This is a genomic window from Henriciella sp. (assembly GCF_029937755.1).
GTDB lineage: Bacteria > Pseudomonadota > Alphaproteobacteria > Caulobacterales > Hyphomonadaceae > Henriciella.
In genome coordinates this window covers 144,081-159,749 of record NZ_JAPYPG010000002.1, presented here as the reverse complement: position 1 = coordinate 159,749, position 15,669 = coordinate 144,081, and the positions used below count along the sequence as shown (strand labels likewise).

Annotated in this window: 17 protein-coding genes and 3 tRNA genes; 17 read left to right on the top strand and 3 right to left on the bottom strand. The window is 59.8% G+C overall.

Annotated features, from left to right (window positions below; translation table 11 throughout):
* Nucleotides 1-11: 11 nt before the first annotated feature.
* A complete protein-coding gene (locus tag Q1K29_RS06105) occupies nucleotides 12-992 on the top strand; it encodes a phosphatidylserine decarboxylase (RefSeq protein WP_300392071.1) in 981 nt (326 codons plus the stop codon).
* On the opposite strand, the gene Q1K29_RS06100 is transcribed toward Q1K29_RS06105, so the two are convergent.
* Nucleotides 993-1,184, bottom strand: a complete 192-nt coding sequence (locus Q1K29_RS06100; protein ID WP_300392070.1) for a DUF2842 domain-containing protein — start codon at nucleotides 1,182-1,184, stop codon at nucleotides 993-995.
* 81 nt (nucleotides 1,185-1,265) lie between these two features.
* Between Q1K29_RS06100 and Q1K29_RS06095 the strand changes: the two genes are divergently transcribed.
* The gene (locus Q1K29_RS06095; RefSeq protein ID WP_300392069.1) at nucleotides 1,266-2,315 is read left to right on the top strand and encodes a COX15/CtaA family protein; all 1,050 of its coding nucleotides are present in this window, start codon (nucleotides 1,266-1,268) and stop codon (nucleotides 2,313-2,315) included.
* On the opposite strand, the gene Q1K29_RS06090 is transcribed toward Q1K29_RS06095, so the two are convergent.
* Nucleotides 2,275-3,297: a hypothetical protein gene (locus tag Q1K29_RS06090; protein WP_300392068.1), complete on the bottom strand. Its 1,023-nt coding sequence runs from the start codon at nucleotides 3,295-3,297 to the stop codon at nucleotides 2,275-2,277. The genes Q1K29_RS06095 and Q1K29_RS06090 overlap by 41 nt on opposite strands.
* 36 nt (nucleotides 3,298-3,333) lie before the next feature.
* Here Q1K29_RS06090 and rplM point away from each other — a divergent pair, with 36 nt between their 5' ends.
* From rplM to argC, 3 genes are all read left to right on the top strand, one after another.
* Nucleotides 3,334-3,798: a 50S ribosomal protein L13 gene (gene rplM / locus Q1K29_RS06085; RefSeq protein WP_300392067.1), complete on the top strand. Its 465-nt coding sequence runs from the start codon at nucleotides 3,334-3,336 to the stop codon at nucleotides 3,796-3,798.
* Between the two features lie 5 nt (nucleotides 3,799-3,803).
* Entirely contained in the window at nucleotides 3,804-4,289 is a 486-nt protein-coding gene (rpsI, locus tag Q1K29_RS06080) for a 30S ribosomal protein S9 (protein WP_300392066.1), read from the top strand.
* An 88-nt stretch (nucleotides 4,290-4,377) separates the two neighbouring features.
* Nucleotides 4,378-5,421 (top strand): N-acetyl-gamma-glutamyl-phosphate reductase, encoded by a 1,044-nt coding sequence (gene argC / locus Q1K29_RS06075; protein WP_300392065.1) that lies wholly within the window; start codon nucleotides 4,378-4,380, stop codon nucleotides 5,419-5,421.
* On the opposite strand, the gene phaC is transcribed toward argC, so the two are convergent.
* The gene (phaC, locus tag Q1K29_RS06070) at nucleotides 5,379-7,556 is read right to left on the bottom strand and encodes a class I poly(R)-hydroxyalkanoic acid synthase (RefSeq protein ID WP_300392849.1); all 2,178 of its coding nucleotides are present in this window, start codon (nucleotides 7,554-7,556) and stop codon (nucleotides 5,379-5,381) included. The genes argC and phaC overlap by 43 nt on opposite strands.
* A 155-nt stretch (nucleotides 7,557-7,711) precedes the next feature.
* Here phaC and Q1K29_RS06065 point away from each other — a divergent pair, with 155 nt between their 5' ends.
* From Q1K29_RS06065 to Q1K29_RS06010, 12 genes are all read left to right on the top strand, one after another.
* A complete protein-coding gene (locus Q1K29_RS06065; protein WP_300392064.1) occupies nucleotides 7,712-8,062 on the top strand; it encodes a hypothetical protein in 351 nt (116 codons plus the stop codon).
* Between the two features lie 43 nt (nucleotides 8,063-8,105).
* Entirely contained in the window at nucleotides 8,106-9,335 is a 1,230-nt protein-coding gene (locus Q1K29_RS06060) for an LL-diaminopimelate aminotransferase (RefSeq protein WP_300392063.1), read from the top strand.
* Entirely contained in the window at nucleotides 9,332-10,618 is a 1,287-nt protein-coding gene (locus Q1K29_RS06055; protein ID WP_300392062.1) for a homoserine dehydrogenase, read from the top strand. Before Q1K29_RS06060 ends, Q1K29_RS06055 begins: the two co-directional genes overlap by 4 nt.
* Nucleotides 10,619-10,658: 40 nt before the next feature.
* The gene (gene glpX / locus Q1K29_RS06050) at nucleotides 10,659-11,615 is read left to right on the top strand and encodes a class II fructose-bisphosphatase (protein WP_300392061.1); all 957 of its coding nucleotides are present in this window, start codon (nucleotides 10,659-10,661) and stop codon (nucleotides 11,613-11,615) included.
* A 2-nt stretch (nucleotides 11,616-11,617) separates the two neighbouring features.
* The gene (recJ, locus tag Q1K29_RS06045; RefSeq protein WP_300392060.1) at nucleotides 11,618-13,405 is read left to right on the top strand and encodes a single-stranded-DNA-specific exonuclease RecJ; all 1,788 of its coding nucleotides are present in this window, start codon (nucleotides 11,618-11,620) and stop codon (nucleotides 13,403-13,405) included.
* Between the two features lie 77 nt (nucleotides 13,406-13,482).
* Nucleotides 13,483-13,557, top strand: a tRNA-Glu gene (locus Q1K29_RS06040).
* Nucleotides 13,558-13,658: 101 nt separating this feature from the next.
* Entirely contained in the window at nucleotides 13,659-14,192 is a 534-nt protein-coding gene (locus Q1K29_RS06035) for a cold-shock protein (protein ID WP_300392059.1), read from the top strand.
* A 36-nt stretch (nucleotides 14,193-14,228) separates the two neighbouring features.
* A complete protein-coding gene (locus tag Q1K29_RS06030) occupies nucleotides 14,229-14,690 on the top strand; it encodes a DUF192 domain-containing protein (RefSeq protein WP_300392058.1) in 462 nt (153 codons plus the stop codon).
* Complete coding sequence (locus Q1K29_RS06025) at nucleotides 14,680-15,114, top strand: PaaI family thioesterase (RefSeq protein WP_300392057.1); 435 nt, start codon at nucleotides 14,680-14,682, stop codon at nucleotides 15,112-15,114. Before Q1K29_RS06030 ends, Q1K29_RS06025 begins: the two co-directional genes overlap by 11 nt.
* Before the next feature lie 45 nt (nucleotides 15,115-15,159).
* A tRNA-Pro gene (locus Q1K29_RS06020) sits at nucleotides 15,160-15,236 on the top strand.
* A gap of 30 nt (nucleotides 15,237-15,266) precedes the next feature.
* Nucleotides 15,267-15,572 carry an ETC complex I subunit gene (locus Q1K29_RS06015; protein ID WP_300392056.1) on the top strand — a complete coding sequence of 102 codons (306 nt, stop codon included), beginning with the start codon at nucleotides 15,267-15,269 and terminating at the stop codon, nucleotides 15,570-15,572.
* A gap of 13 nt (nucleotides 15,573-15,585) precedes the next feature.
* A tRNA-Arg gene (locus tag Q1K29_RS06010) sits at nucleotides 15,586-15,662 on the top strand.
* Nucleotides 15,663-15,669 lie beyond the last annotated feature (7 nt).

The window sequence follows — 15,669 nt, the reverse complement described above, 5'->3', positions numbered from 1 at the left end:
GGAAGGGACAAATGGCCAATCGCAGCAGACCGGTATCGGACAGGACATTCCCCTGGGTCCAGAGCGGCTTTGACCTTGAGGGCATTGTCGGCTTTCTTGCGGCCTGGCTGCTGGGCATACTGCTCGGCATGTTGTGGGGGCCGCTGTTCTGGTTGGCTTTCATCCCGGGCATTGTCCTTCTGTTCGCGACCCGGACGGCTGAGCGGGTAACACCTGAGGACTCTTCGCTGATTGTCACACCCTGCGATGGTGTCGTCGTCTCGGTTGAGGAAGCCGATGCACCGGATGAATTGCGTATGCCCGGCCCGGTCCAGCGCATCCGTATCTCCTCGTCACCCTTCTCATCGAACAATATCCATTCTCCCATTGCCGGCACAGTCGATCATCTCGTTCGGGAAGAAGGCGCGGCAGAAGCATTCGCCGCGATGAAGCCGGACAATGCCAGCCTCGAGCAACTTTTCTTTGCGATCAATGGAGAGCCTGTGCAGGTCGGCCTTCGGATCGCTACTGGCGGGCTCGGGCCGCGCCTGGAGACGCGCACCGATGCAGGTGACCGCGTTGTGGCAGGCAAAACGATTGCGACACGGCGGCTCGGCGGGTGGTGTGATGTCTATCTGCCGCTGGAAGGCAGGGTCATGGTGGAGCCCGGTCGCACGCTGATTGGTGGCGAAACCACGCTCCTTGCGCTTGGCGACCTCGTGGATTCGAGCTTCGAAACACCCGAGCCGGCCTTCGAGGCAGAAGACCCCACGCCCGAGACTGTGCCGCCTGAAGTGGCCGAAGACGTCGAAGAGGACGTGGCAGAAGACGAAGCGCCCCCGACGCCTGAAACGACCCCACCGGAAGTCGCGGAAGAGGTGGAGGACGATATCGATTCGGAGGATCTGGATCCTGACGATCCGCGTCGTAGCGACCCTGCCGAGATGTTCGCGCGCCTGCGGCGTCAGGCGAACAAGATCCATGGTGAGGACGACACCTCAAAGGACGAGTGATCAGCTTTCTTTCGCGTTCATCCAGCGCATTAGTGGCCTGAGGGGTAAGACCCAGGCGATGCCGGCAAAAATGTAGAAGACAAGCTGCAGCCAGTCCGGCGCCTCTGTCAGTCGCGTTCCGATCGTTCCGGCCAGGAAGATCCACACCGCCAGAAAGGCGAGCATGACGAGGCTGGCGATGATCTTGCGCAAGATGGGCTCCTGATGTGGCGAACTGCACATGCGACGCCGTGGCCGCTTGCAGATCGGGACTGGTTCGTCAGATAGGGGCACATGAGGCAAGCCGCAAAAAGTGAAATCGCCGCAGTCTGGATCCGCCGCTGGCTGATCCTGATCGCGCTCATGGTCTATGCCATGATCCTGATTGGCGGGATGACGCGGCTCACCGACTCCGGCCTTTCGATCACCGAATGGGACCCGATCAGCGGTGCGCTGCCGCCACTGGGCGCGGATGCCTGGGCGGAAGAGTTTGCAAAGTACCAGCAGACGGCGGAGTTCCAGCAGCAGAACTACAACATGTCGCTGGCGGAGTTTCAGTACATCTACTGGTGGGAGTGGGGCCACCGGCTATTCGGTCGCCTTATCGGGCTTGTCGCGATTGGTGGTTTTATCTGGTTCCTGGCAAAGGGCTGGCTCGACCGCGCCTTGATGACCCGACTGCTCGCATTGATTGCGCTTGGTGGGCTGCAAGGCGCCATTGGCTGGTGGATGGTGTCCAGCGGTATCGGAGAAACCGATCGGCTCGATGTTGCGCCGTACCGGCTGGCGACGCACTTCGTGCTCGCGCTTGTCATCATCGGATATACCGTCTGGCTCTGGCTTGATCTTGGCAAGAGGGACGGGCTGGCAGCACCTGACGCTTTGCGCCGGGTGTCTGGCGTTCTGCTCGCACTGGTCTTTGTCCAGATGGCGAGCGGTGCGCTGGTGGCAGGTCTTGATGCTGGGCGGACGTATACCGACTGGCCACTCATGGCGGGCGAGCTTGTGCCCTCGCACTATTTTACCGCCGATCTCGGCATTCGTAGCCTTTTTGAAGGACGCGAAGCTACGCAATTCAATCATCGGATTTTCGCCTATGCGATCTGGTTGCTGGCGCTCGGCGCCGTGGCGTGGCGCTGGGGCAAGGAGGGTGTGCGGGAAGTTGCCACCATGGCGACCCTCGTCACGCTTCAGGCGGCGTGGGGCATCCACACGCTCGTGAATGGTGCGCCGCTGGAACTTGCAATTGTGCACCAGGCGCTCGGCGTCGTTGTCTTCATCGCCGCCGTGCGCCTGGTCTGGCTCACTGCCCGATCGCGGACTCCGTCAGCGGTGTCAGTGTAATCTTGCTCGGGTCGACCATGACCACCCGGTGATCGCCCCGTTCGATATCACCGCCCAGAACAATCAGTCCGCCCGGATAGCCTCCACCGCGTGCATCACCTGTCGCGGCGATGGCTTTCGGTTCGCTCGGTACAACGACCGTGATCCCGTCGAGGATCTCGTAGCGTGTCGTCTCGCCACCATCGACACTGACATCAACCATGCCTTCTTCGGTCAGTGTAACAAGTGTCTCACGACCGAGGCGTTTGAGGCCTGCCGCGCCAGCGACAGGCGCATTGAAGGTTTCTGCTTCGTTGGCGATGAAAGTACAGGCTTCAATGGGCTGAGAGACTGATTCCTCGTCGGTCTTCACCCATTCCAGTTCTCCGCCCCGCTCAACCAGCTCGCCAATCTCAAGCACAGCGGGCGCGGCTTCGGTCCAGAAGGCAATTCGTTGCAGTGACGCGTCGCGGTTTTGGGGATCAGCCGCGCAGATACCCGCAAGAGCCGCGCCATCGACACCCTGCAAGTCATACTGGATGGCTTCGGAGAGACCACCGCCGTAAATCCAGGCTTTCATGTCCCCCTGGGCGTCGATGCCGGGATAGACCGTTACAGGGGTACCGGAAATCATCACGTACCGGCCCTGAGCGAGGGCCGTCACGTCATGATTGGAGATTTCCGTGATACGGTCGCCGTCGAAGTCAAAGATTTGCAGTCCGCCGCCGTCATAGGCGACAGCAAAAGTGGACCCGGCGCCACCGGCAATGCCGATGCTGCGAACGGGGAAATCCAGTTCGCGGGTCATCCATACGGCAGGCAGGCTATCGGGTTCGGCTGCCGGTTGCGCAGGGGCTTCCGGCGCTTGTGTTTCGGTGGTCTCTTGCGGTGTTTCTTCAGCCTCTTGCGGACCAGAGCAAGACGCGGCATAGAAAAGCAGGAAACCGGCGATCCCTGCGTTGACAGGGAAGGTCTGCGCGCTTAAACGCGGGCGCTTGAACATATTCCAACACTCCGAATGAGAGGCTCCCGAGGAGCAATGAAGACTTATAACGCACCAGCTGACGTGGAGAACAAGTGGATCGTTATCGATGCGACGGATGTCGTTGTCGGTCGTCTTGCTTCATATGTCGCCAAACGCCTGCGGGGCAAGCACCGTGCTGATTTCACGCCACACATCGATACTGGCGATCACGTTGTAATCGTCAATGCCGAGAAGGCGCGGTTCACCGGTAACAAGCTCCGCGACAAGACCTATTTCCGTCACACCGGCTATCCCGGTGGCATCAAGGAAACGACTGCCGGGAAAATTCTTTCCGGCCGTTTCCCGGAACGTGCCATCGAGCTCGCCGTGAAGCGTATGATGCCGGGTGAAAGCTCGCTGGCGCGCCAGCAGCTCTCCAAGCTGCGCGTTTATGCCGGCGCTGAGCATCCGCATGAAGCCCAGAAACCCGAATCCGTCGACTTCGCGTCGATGAACGGCAAGAATCAGAGAGACGACTGATCCCCATGTCCGATACAGCCAATTCGCTTGAAGACCTGAAATCTGTCACCACCGGCGACACTGCGACTGAAGAAGTTGCGGTTGTCGAGCCGAAGATTGACGAGCATGGCCGCGCCTACGGCACCGGCCGCCGCAAGTCGGCAACGGCTCGTGTCTGGATCAAGCCGGGTACCGGCAAGATCACCGTGAACGGCAAGGACCAGGAGCAGTATTTCGCTCGTCCGGTTCTGCGCATGGTGATCGAGCAGCCGCTCGTTGAAGCCGAACGCCGCACCGAGTTTGACGTGATCTGCACCGTTAAGGGCTCTGGCCTTTCCGGTCAGGCTGGCGCCGTTCGTCACGGTATTGCCCGCGCGCTCGTCAACTACGAGCCGGGCCTGCGCGCTGTTCTGAAGCCGTTCGGTTATCTTACCCGTGACCCGCGTACGGTCGAGCGCAAGAAGTATGGTCGTGCCAAGGCACGCCGCAGCTTCCAGTTCTCGAAGCGCTAAGCCTTCCGGGTATCCGATTGTTCGAGAGGGGCGCTTCTTCCGGGAAGCGCCCTTTTTCTTTGCCCTGAAGCATGAGAAGGGGAGGGCCATGACACAAGAAACCCTGAAAGCGGCCGTGCTCGGCGCGTCCGGCTATACCGGCGCGGAGACAATCCGGCTCCTGAAAAACCATCCTAAGGTGGAGGCAGTCGCTGCAACAGGCAACGCTCTCGCCGGTAAGCGGTTATCAGAGATTTTTCCGCATCTTTCCGGTCCGTATGACCTGGATGTTGTGACCGCAGATGATGTCCGCTGGGATGAGATCGATGTCGCTTTCGGATGCCTGCCGCACGGGACGAGCCAGGACCTGATTGAGACCTTGCCGGGCCATGTGAAGGTGGTCGACCTGTCTGCCGATTATCGCTTCCGCGATGCTGAAGCCTATTCCGCCGCTTACGGACGTGCGCATCTCGCGCCCGAGCGCACCGCCTCGGCGGTCTATGGCTTGAGCGAGCTTTATGCGGACAAGATAAAGGGGGCGAATCTTGTCGCCTGTCCGGGGTGCTATCCGACCGCGGCACTTCTTGTCTTGCTCCCGCTCATGGATCCGGTCGTGATCGACAAGGATACGATTGTCATCGACGCCAAGTCGGGCGCCACGGGGGCTGGCAGGGGGCTCAAGGAGAGCAATCTCTTCTCCGAAGTGACCGAAGGAATCCATCCTTACGGGGTTGGCACGCACCGGCACACACCTGAGATCGAGCAGGAACTGCGCCTGCGTTCGGGCGACGATTCGATCGAAGCGACCTTTACCCCTCATCTCATTCCCATGGCGCGGGGCGAGATGGTGACTTGTCATGTTCGTGGTGATGCCGAGGCAATCCATGCGGCGCTGGTTCAGGCCTATAAGAGCCAGCCCTTCATGAATGTCCTGCCGCTTGGTTCGCCACCCCCGGACACAAGGCATGTGCGTGGCACGAACAATTGCCGGATCGGGGTCTTTCCCGACCGTGCCAAGGGCCGCGTGATCATTTTCGGCGTGATCGATAATCTGGTGAAGGGGTCAAGCGGCCAGGCGATCCAGAATCTCAACCTGATGATGGGCTGGGATCAGGAACTCGGGCTGGACGCGCTGCTTCCGCTCTTTCCCTGAGCCGGTTTTTTCGGTGCAGACTTCTTTACAGCTGGCTTTTTCGCCGCGGTCGTCTTTCTGGAAGCGGTGGTTTTCTTTTTCGGGGCCGCCGCTTTTCTTGTGCCGCTTGACGATGCCTTGCCCTTCGTCGTCGCCTTCTTAGTGGCGGCGGCCTTCTTGGCCGGACCGGTCTGCTTACTGGCTGGGCGGGCTACCTCGGCAGCCGATTTTGTCGTGCGGCTTGGCGTCTTCGACGTTGCGCCTGTCTTTTTCGGCGGTGACGGTTTCCGCTTGGGCGCAGCTTTCGGTTTGGGCTTCGCCTCTGCCGGCGCGGAATAAGTCGTGGCTGGCTTTTCGCCCGCAGCAATCGCCTTCAGCCGCATCTTGACGTAGGTGCCCGGCGCGTCGCCCAGCTTGCGGTCGGGGACAGGCTTTGCATCAATCAGCTCACCTGATTTGGGAGCAAGCCAGTCCAGCCATTCCGGCCACCAGGAGCCTTTTGCTTCTTCGGCACCGGCAATCCAGGCTTCCGGTGTGGCGGGCAGGTCCGGATTGATCCAGTGCTGGTACTTTTCCGCACTCGGGTGATTGACGACACCGGCGATATGGCCCGAGCCGGCCAGTACGAAGTTGACGTCGCCCCCGAATTTGCGGGCACCGCGATAGATCGAATGCCATGGACAGATATGGTCTTCGCGGCTCGCCTGGATGGTCACCGGAATGGTGATATCGCCCATGTCTATCGTATCGCCGAATACCTTGAACTTGCCCTCGGCAAGCTCATTGCGGCCATAGAGCGCGTTCAGGTAGGTGTGATGTGTTTTCGCCGGAATGTTCGTCTGGTCGGCATTCCAGAAGAGCAGGTCGAAGGGGCGGGGCTGCTTGCCGAGCATGTAATTGTCGATGACGTAGCGCCAGACAAGGTCGACCGGTCTCAGCCAGTTGAAGGTTTCGCCCATCAGTTCGCCGGGCATGATGCCATTATTGGCTTCCATGACCTGTTCGATGCTGTGGCGAGAATTCTCGTCAGTGAAGACCATGAGGTCGCCAGCATCGCTGAAATCTGTCTGCGAGGCGAAGTAGGTGGCAGAAGCAATCCGTTTGTCACCTGTCTTGGCCATGTGGCCAAGCGCACTGGTGAGAAGGGTGCCACCTATGCAGTAGCCGACCGTGTTGGTGTCTTCTGACCCGGTCTGGGTGGTGGCTTCATGGACAGCCGCCATGACCCCGTGTTCGATATAGTCGTCCCAGCTGAAATCGCGCGTCACTTCATCGGCCGAACGCCAGGAGACGACAAAGACCGTAATCCCATTGTCGACCAGCCACCGGATCATCGAGTTCTCTTCACGAAGATCCAGGATGTAATACTTGTTGATCCAGGGAGGGAAGATCAGCAGCGGCCGGGAATGAACCTTCTCAGTGGTTGGCTCGAACTGCAGGAGTTCGATGAGCTTGTTGCGATAGACGACCTTGCCGGGGGCTGTCGCGACATTCTTGCCGACTTCGAAAGGCGACTCGTCAGTCTGGCTGATGGAAAGCCGCCCGCGGCCCTTCTTCAAATCGTTTCGCGCGTTGCGCAGACCATCGACAAGACTTTGCCCGCCGGATTCCAGCATTGCCTTGAGCGCAGCCGGATTTGTCGCGAAGAAGTTCGTGGGAGAAAGCGCATCGATTGTCTGGCGCGTATAGAACTGTGCCTTGCGCTTGTCGGCCACGGACATGTCGTCGGCGGAATTAAGCACAGACATCATCCATTCGGCATTCAGCTCATAGGCCTTGCGCATGAATTCGAAGGCCGGGTTGGCAGACCATTCCGGATCCGAAAAACGCTTGTCTCTCGGGGCGCTGATCTCACCTGTCGTGAACTCCTTCCAGAGGTTCACCCACCCCATCCAGAGATCGAGATTGGCCGTCAGCATCGCTGTCGGATTGGTCGCAAGCGACTGGCCCAGTTTGCTGTATGAGTTCAGCAGGCCAAACGGATCGGCCCGATCGGGCACTTCGATGCGATGCGGACGGCTGGTCGCCATCACCTCGGAGATCAACGCCTGGGATTCAGCAGCTGCTTCGGCAAGCGCGATGCCGATCGCCTGAAGCTGTTCTGGCGACTGCTCCGACAGGATCGCATTCAGTGTGCGTTTTTCCCTGTCCTGCATACGTTTCACGCTTTCCATTACCTTAATCTCGCCATTCTACACGAACACATATACGGATGAAACGTTTCAGGAATCATCACTAAGACAGGAAAAATCGACTTATGCGTCTTACTGCGATGCTGCTTTGCGTACTCGGGACGGGATGTGCTGGATCCATGAGCAACATTTCGGATCTCAGGGATGCTGCGCCGGAGTGGTATGAAGCGCGCAAGGTCGAGTTCCAGGGTAGAGGCTATCCAAGTCTTGGTGAGGTTCCGGAAAACACGACCTACAAGTCCAGACAATCCACTCTGTTCAAGACAGGTACGGAACGCGAGGAGATCCGCAAAGCCTTCTTTGCCGATCCGCGGTCCGAGCCGGCCAACCTTACCGCAACAGAGATTTCCGCATGGGGCAGAGAGCTTCGCGAGCGTGTGCAGGCAAATATTCCGCCAGCCGACTTTCTGACCGACCGGGAAATCGCTTTAATGCGCGCACGGTTTGAGCGGCCGCGCGCACGTCGCTAGGCTGCGATAGAAACATCCAGAGTATCAGAGTAGGAGAAAGCCCATGCCGGGCGAGTTTTACAAGATCAGACGTCTGCCCCCCTATGTGTTCGAACAGGTCAACCGCCGCAAGGCGGCACTTCGGGCCGAGGGCGCGGACATTATTGATCTCGGCATGGGCAATCCGGACCTGCCGACCCCCAAGCATATCGTCGACAAGCTTTGCGAAACTGCGCGAAAGCCGGACGTCAATGGCTACTCCGCGTCGCGCGGAATTCCGGGGCTGCGCCGGTCGCTGGTGAATTATTACAAGCGCCGGTTCGATGTCACACTCGACAAGGACCGTGAAGTCATCGTGACGCTTGGCTCCAAGGAGGGCTTTGCAAATCTTGCGCAGGCGATGTCTGCGCCGGGTGATGTCATCCTGGCGCCGGATCCTTCTTATCCGCTGCACTCTTTCGGGTTCATTATCGCTGGTGCCTCGATCCGGGGCGTGCCGGCGCAGACACCTGAACAGTATCTCGCCAATATCGACCACGCGATCCATTACAGCGTGCCACCGCCCACCGCTATGGTGCTCTGCTATCCGTCGAATCCGACGGCAGCCGTCGCCGACCTCGATTTCTACAAGGAAGCGGTGCGGATCGCGAAGAAGCACGATATCTGGATTCTGTCGGATCTGGCTTATAACGAGATTTACTTCGATGACCCGCCCCCCTCGATCCTGCAGGTCAATGGTGCGCGCGATATCGCTGTCGAGACAACGACCATGTCGAAGACTTACTCGATGGCTGGCTGGCGGATCGGTTTCGCGGCCGGTAATGAGCGGCTGATTGCCGCGCTGGGCCGGGTGAAATCCTATCTCGACTATGGCGCTTTCACGCCGATTCAGGTTGCTGCCTGCGCGGCTCTGGATGGGCCACAAGACTGTGTTGAGGAGACGCGGCAGATCTACCGTTCGCGCCGCGACACGCTGATCGAAAGCTTTTCGCGTGCTGGCTGGGATATGCCCGTGCCATCAGCCTCGATGTTCTGCTGGGCGCCCTTACCAGACGCCTGTAAGCATATGGGCAGCGTTGATTTTGCCCTGAAGCTCATCAATGAGGCCAGCGTTGCCGTCGCGCCCGGAGCAGGCTTTGGGGAACGCGGCGACGGATATGTCCGCATTGCCCTTGTGGAAAACGAACAGCGCATCCGGCAGGCAGCCCGTAACATCAAGCGGTTCCTTCAGACGCAGGAAACTGATAGCAGAGGCGCCGTTCATGAGTTGCGTGCTGGAGGTCAAGGGGTTTGAAGACACTGAAATTGGGGGTCGCGGGGCTCGGTCATGTCGGGTGCGGCCTGATCGAACTCGTTCAGAAACAGGAATCGCTCCGCCTGCCTGGCAAGGTAGAGGTCGCCGGTGTGACCGCGCGAAACCGCAATCGCAATCGCCCGGTCTCGACCGACGGCTACACCTGGTTCGATGACGCATCGAAGCTGGCCGCCGATGACAGCATCAATGTCTTCGTCGAGCTGATTGGTGGCTCGGACGGCCCGGCCAAGGTGGCTGTCGAGACAGCGCTCAAATCGGGCAAGGCCGTCATTACAGCCAACAAGGCACTGATCGCCATGCATGGTCAGGAGCTGGCTGAACTTGCGCGTGAGAATGGCGTGGACCTGCTCTTCGAGGCGGCGGTTGCCGGCGGTGTACCGGTTGTTCGGGTGCTTCGCGATTCGCTGGCCGGTGTCGATGTAAAGCGCGTCACGGGCATCCTCAACGGGACGTGCAACTTCCTGCTGAGCGAGATGCTGTCCACGCGGCGGCCCTATGACACGGTTCTGGCTGAAGCACAGCGACTTGGCTATGCAGAGGCCGATCCCACGCTCGACGTTTCGGGCATGGATGCAGCGCACAAGGCGGCTATCCTCGCTGCGATCGCATTCTCCGCTGATCTCGACTTTTCCAAAGTCTCAGTCCGCGGCGTTGACGAGCTGGAATTGCTGGATCTCGACCTTGCCGACCGTCTCGGCCTGCGCATCAAGCTGATCGCTGAAGGCAAGATCACGGATGCCGGTGTTGTCTGCCGTGTCGAACCGCTCGCCATGCCGACCGGGCACCCCCTCGCGCGCGTCAATGGCAGCCTGAATACAGTGCGTGTTGAAGGTGAGCCGCTTGGCGCGGTGACGCTGACTGGACCGGGAGCAGGACCAGGCCCGACGGCGAGCGCTGTCATGGGCGATGTTGCAAAACTCTTCAATCCGATTGCGCGTCCGGCCTTTGGCCGTGCCGAACACCATGATGTCCGAAAATTCGTGTTTGCCGAATCCGATGAGCGCTCTGCCTTCTTCCTGCGCGTTCGGCTGGCAGACCGTGCTGGCGCGCTGGCTGAATTGACGGAAGCGCTTGCGGAAAGCGGTGTCTCGGTCGACAAGCTGCTCCAGGATTCGGCAGATGAGAAAGGCGCGGCGCCTATCGCGATCGTTTCACACGTCTGTTCTCGCCGGGAGATAAAGGATGCGAGCGAGCGTGTACGCGCACTCGATTCAAACGTAGGCTCGCCTCAGATCATGGCGATCGAGGCATCAACAGAATAAGGGAAGCCCGCCGGATATCTCCGGCAGGTCAGGGAATGAAATGACAGAGAGTGTTCTGGTGCCGCATCTTTCCGATGCGATGGTACGTGTTACGGAAATTGCTGCGATTGCCGCGGCCAAACTTGCCGGTAGGGGCGATGAGAAAGCCGCCGATCAGGCAGCGGTCGATGCCATGCGCACGGCGTTCAATAATGTCGACTTCAAGGGACGTATTGTCATTGGTGAAGGCGAGCGCGATGAGGCGCCCATGCTCTATATCGGCGAAGAAGTCGGTACAGGCAGTGGCCCGGAGATCGATATTGCGCTGGATCCTCTTGAGGGTACCACGCTGACGGCAAAGGCCATGGCCAACGCTCTGGCGGTGTTGGCGATTGCGCCGCGCGGCGGCCTGCTGCATGCGCCAGACACATATATGGACAAGATTGCCATCGGTCCGGGCTACCCGGACGGTATCGTCGATCTCGACCAATCGCCTGCTGATAACATCAAGGCGATGGCCGACTTTCTTGGTCGCCCGGTCGAAGCCATGACGGCTTGCGTTCTGGATCGCCCGCGCCACGCCGACATCATTGAGAGTCTGCGAAGCGCCGGTGCGCGTATCAGCCTCATTTCCGATGGGGATGTCGCTGGTGTGATCAACACGACCAATGCGGATACAGGTATCGATCTCTATGTTGGCCAAGGCGGGGCGCCTGAAGGTGTGCTGGCGGCTGCGGCGCTGAAATGTGTCGGTGGCCAGATGCAGGGCCGGCTTGTCTTCCGCAACGATGACGAGAAGGGCCGAGCGCGCCGGGTCGGCGTCGAGGAATTCGACCGAAAATACAATCTTGATGAGCTTGCCAGCAGTGAAACCGTGTTCTGTGCGACCGGGGTGACCAAGGGTGGTCTCGTCGATGGTGTCGTGACACGGCCAGGCGTGACGATCACGGACACGCTGGTCATGAGCTCGGCGGATGGCATGGTGCGCAAGATCACGTCCCGCTACCGTACGGAGTAGTCATGGCTGAAGCGCCGCGACTGTTCGATGTCGACCGGTCGCTGACAGGGCGCTTCTGGTCTCTGTCAGCTGCAGGCGATGATGACCTCAGGCAGTATGCGCTGAAGACAGGTCTGCCGGACCTTATCTGCCGGCTCCTGCTTCTGCGTGGCGTTCCTTGTGAGGCTTCGGCTGGATACCTTGAGCCACGTCTCAAGGACACCTTTCCCGATCCATCGACGTTCAAGGACATGGACAAGGCAGCAGGGCTGCTGCTTGATGCCATCCACGAGAAGCAGAACGTGGTCGTTTTTGCCGATTATGACGTCGATGGCGGGACGTCTTCGGCCTTGCTCACGCGCTACTTCCGGCAATGGGGCCAGGAGATCGGCCTGTATGTGCCTGACAGGCTGCTAGAGGGGTATGGCCCGTCACCAGCTGCGTTCCGGCATCTGAAAGAGCAGGGCGCAGATCTTGTCGTGACGGTGGATTGCGGGGCAGCCGCAACCGAGGCGCTGGATGAAGCGCGCCGGATCGGGCTTCCCGTTATCGTTATCGACCACCATCTGATGGGCAAGGAGCTCCCCGAGACGGCGGCGCTGGTCAACCCAAACCGCTCGGACGATACATCTGGCTATGGCCATCTTGCCGCTGCGGGTGTGGTTTTCGTTTTGCTGGCAGCAATGAACAAGATCGCGCGTGACCGCGGGGTCGCACCAGATGCCGGACTGCCTGATATCCTGCAATGGCTGGATCTCTGTGCGCTTGGCACATTGTGTGACATGTCTCCGCTCGAGAATGCCAACAGGGCCTTTGTCAGGCAGGGGCTAAAGATCATGGCGCGCGGTCAGAATGCGGGCCTTCGTGCGTTGGCTGATATCGCCGGGATCGGGACGATCGAGAGTGTCTATCATGCGACTTTCATGCTGGGGCCGCGGCTCAATGCAGGCGGCCGCGTGGGGGATCCGTGGCTGGCTGCGAAACTGCTTGCCACGGACCACCGCCAGGAGGCTATCGAGCTGGCCGAGCGGCTCGATGGGCTGAACGCGGAGCGGAAGGCCGTCGAGGCCATGATCCTCGAACAGGCGACTGCGCAGGCTGAGCGCCTCCTCGAAGCCAATCCTGATGTCGGCGTGCTGATCGCCTCGGGCGAGGGGTGGCATCCGGGCATTATCGGGATCGTCGCTGGACGGCTCAAGGACCGCTTCCACCTGCCGAGTATCGTTATTGGCTGGGGCGAGGGGCTTGGGCCCGTCGCCAAGGGGTCGGCCCGTTCGGTAAAAGGCGTGAATATCGGAAATGCGATCAGTCAGGCGGCTCGCGAAGGTATGCTGCTGACTGGCGGTGGCCACGCCATGGCTGGTGGCCTCAGCGTTGAGCCCGACAAGATTGGCGCGCTGACCGACTGGATGGTCTCTCATATGGATGCTTTCGCCGAGGAGCGTGCCGAAGCCCTGAGGCTGGAAGTGGATGGCGTCCTCTCGCCGGGCGCAGCATCCATCGAGCTCTGTGACCAGATCGATGCCCTTGGCCCGTTCGGTCAGGGAGCGCCACAGCCTGTCTTCGCCATGCGCGATGTACGACCGCTTTCGCCGCGTATTGTCGGACACAACCATGTTCGCTTCATCGCCGATGATGGCTCGGCCCGCCTGGAGTGTATCTACTGGCGCGCCGCCGATACGGAAGCGGGCCAGGCGATCATGTCCGGGCAGCCGGTCCACCTTGCCGGACGGCTAAAGCAGAATGAGTGGAACGGCCGGCGCCGTGTCCAGTTTGAAGTGGCGGATGCAGCGTCAGCGACATCGAACTGACAAAAACTCGACAGGATGCTGAAACTCGACTTGAACCGTGGAAAAAGCCCCGCTATACGCTCGGCCTCCAACCGGTTGCTCCCTTCGTCTATCGGTTAGGACGCCAGGTTTTCAACCTGGAAAGAGGGGTTCGATTCCCCTAGGGAGTGCCACTTTCATCACAGATTTCACCCAAATGGTGAATCATCCCTCATCGGAGGGATGACTTTCACCATTATCGTTCATATCATCATTTCTACGGGACTGATGGTAGATGAGTGCATTGACTTCTAGAAAAGAACCGCCTGAACCTTCGCCTGTGGTGAGGGTGATCGGGCATATCAAATGGTTTGACGTCGCCAAGGGTTATGGCTTCGTCATCCCGGAATCTGCCGTCGAGGAAGAGATCGACGCGGATGTGATGCTGCACATCTCCTGCTTGCGTAAGTATGGCGAGAGCTATGCCGACGAAGGCGCACGTATCATCTGTGATGCGGTAAGAAGCGACCGGGGCTGGCAGGTCGAGAACATTCTCGAGATGGATCGCCCGAAAGCCATCGTCGCGCGAGAGCAGGGCGACACACCTGAGCCGGAAACGGTCATCGTGAAATGGTTCAACCCAACCAAGGGTTTTGGCTTTGTGAACCGTCCCAACAGCGAAGTTGACATTTTTGTCCATATTTCAGTGTTGCGCCGCGGAGGCATAAGCAGTGTCGAATCCGGTGCCCTGCTGGTCGCCACTGTGGCGGATGGCCCGAAAGGCGAACATGTCGAAACGGCTGTGCTGAAGTCCGATCAGCAGGACTAGTTGCCGGACTTTGCCGTTGGCGCTACACGAAGCTGCATGAAGCAGATCATCACATCCATCGGCGTCGGCCTCCTGCTCGCGCTGAGCCCTATCGCAACCGCGCAGGACCTCGAGACCGGAACGCTCACCATCGAGACTGAGGCCGGACCTCAAACGTTCGACATCGAGATCGCCGATGACCGTGAGGAAATTTCCTACGGGCTCATGAATCGCGAATCGATGCCGGAGAATGCCGGGATGCTGTTCGATTTCGCCCAGCCGCGCGAACCGGCCATGTGGATGAAGAATACGCTCATCCCGCTCGATATGCTGTTCATCACCAGCGACGGCACGATCCAGATGATCGCGCGCAATGCCCAGCCGGGATCTCTCCGCACCATTTCTCCCGGAATGCCGGTCAAGGGCGTACTGGAAATCAATGGCGGGCGGGCAGCCGAGCTCGGTATCAAGCCGGGTGACACGGTCGACCACTCCATTTTCGGGTCAGATGACGGATAAGGGCGAGGAAGAGCGCTCGCCGCCTCCGGGATTTGAGATTTCCCGCTCTCGGGGTCCGTATACAACGCGTAACGGACCTGTATGCCGCGCGACGGCCGAAGGCGATCTGCGCAGTGGCATCTGGGTGCTGGAGCGGCACTGCAACTCCATGGGCTTCATGCATGGTGGCATGGTCAGTTCGTTTGCCGATGGCGCACTTGCCTGGGCGGTCTGGCATGCCACGAGAAAGATGTCCGTCACACTGAAACTGACAACGAGTTTCTTCGGGACGATTCGGCCGGGCGACTGGCTCGAGGCTCATCCGGAAGTGATTTCTGTCGACGATGGGGTGGTTCACGTTGTCGCCGACCTGCTTGTTGATGGCGCAACGGCAGCTGCACGAGCAGATGCGACATTCCGCGTGCTGCGACGGACCGCCAAATAGGGCTTGCCCGCGTGGCTCTGTCTTCATAGAAGGGGCGTCCGATGTCGGAGCGTGGCGCAGCCTGGTAGCGCATCTGGTTTGGGACCAGAGGGTCGGAGGTTCGAATCCTCTCGCTCCGACCATCGGGAAAATGGCTGGCTCAGAGGTTCGGTATGGACGCCCACATCTACAAGCCCCGCAAGAGCGCCATGCAGTCGGGCCGCGGCAAGACGCATGAATGGGTTCTGGAATTCCGGTCAGATGCAGCGCGCAGTGCCGATCCCGTGATGGGCTGGACGAGCATCAACGATACGACAGGCCAGGTGCGGCTTCATTTCGAAACGCGCGAACAGGCCATCGAATATGCCAAACGCGAAAAGCTGACCTTTACGGTCGACGAGCCGAGGGAGCCGAAGCGGCTGGTGAAGTCCTATGCTGAGAACTTCTCCGCCTACCGCAAGCAACCCTGGACGCACTGAAGCGCCCACATTTGGCCCCTTAGCTCAACTGGATAGAGCACCGGACTTCTAATCCGACGGTTACAGGTTCAAGTCCTGTAGGGGTCGCCATTGCGTG

Coding starts and splice junctions, on each gene's coding strand:
- glpX (WP_300392061.1), top strand. CDS start 10,659: ATGACAGAGAGTGTTCTGGTGCCGCATCTTTCCGATGCGATGGTACGT.
- rplM (WP_300392067.1), top strand. CDS start 3,334: ATGAAGACTTATAACGCACCAGCTGACGTGGAGAACAAGTGGATCGTT.
- Q1K29_RS06105 (WP_300392071.1), top strand. CDS start 12: ATGGCCAATCGCAGCAGACCGGTATCGGACAGGACATTCCCCTGGGTC.
- recJ (WP_300392060.1), top strand. CDS start 11,618: ATGGCTGAAGCGCCGCGACTGTTCGATGTCGACCGGTCGCTGACAGGG.
- Q1K29_RS06025 (WP_300392057.1), top strand. CDS start 14,680: ATGACGGATAAGGGCGAGGAAGAGCGCTCGCCGCCTCCGGGATTTGAG.
- Q1K29_RS06035 (WP_300392059.1), top strand. CDS start 13,659: ATGAGTGCATTGACTTCTAGAAAAGAACCGCCTGAACCTTCGCCTGTG.
- rpsI (WP_300392066.1), top strand. CDS start 3,804: ATGTCCGATACAGCCAATTCGCTTGAAGACCTGAAATCTGTCACCACC.
- argC (WP_300392065.1), top strand. CDS start 4,378: ATGACACAAGAAACCCTGAAAGCGGCCGTGCTCGGCGCGTCCGGCTAT.
- Q1K29_RS06015 (WP_300392056.1), top strand. CDS start 15,267: ATGGACGCCCACATCTACAAGCCCCGCAAGAGCGCCATGCAGTCGGGC.
- Q1K29_RS06065 (WP_300392064.1), top strand. CDS start 7,712: ATGAGCAACATTTCGGATCTCAGGGATGCTGCGCCGGAGTGGTATGAA.
- phaC (WP_300392849.1), bottom strand. CDS start 7,556: ATGCAGGACAGGGAAAAACGCACACTGAATGCGATCCTGTCGGAGCAG.
- Q1K29_RS06030 (WP_300392058.1), top strand. CDS start 14,229: ATGAAGCAGATCATCACATCCATCGGCGTCGGCCTCCTGCTCGCGCTG.
- Q1K29_RS06095 (WP_300392069.1), top strand. CDS start 1,266: ATGAGGCAAGCCGCAAAAAGTGAAATCGCCGCAGTCTGGATCCGCCGC.
- Q1K29_RS06090 (WP_300392068.1), bottom strand. CDS start 3,297: ATGTTCAAGCGCCCGCGTTTAAGCGCGCAGACCTTCCCTGTCAACGCA.
- Q1K29_RS06060 (WP_300392063.1), top strand. CDS start 8,106: ATGCCGGGCGAGTTTTACAAGATCAGACGTCTGCCCCCCTATGTGTTC.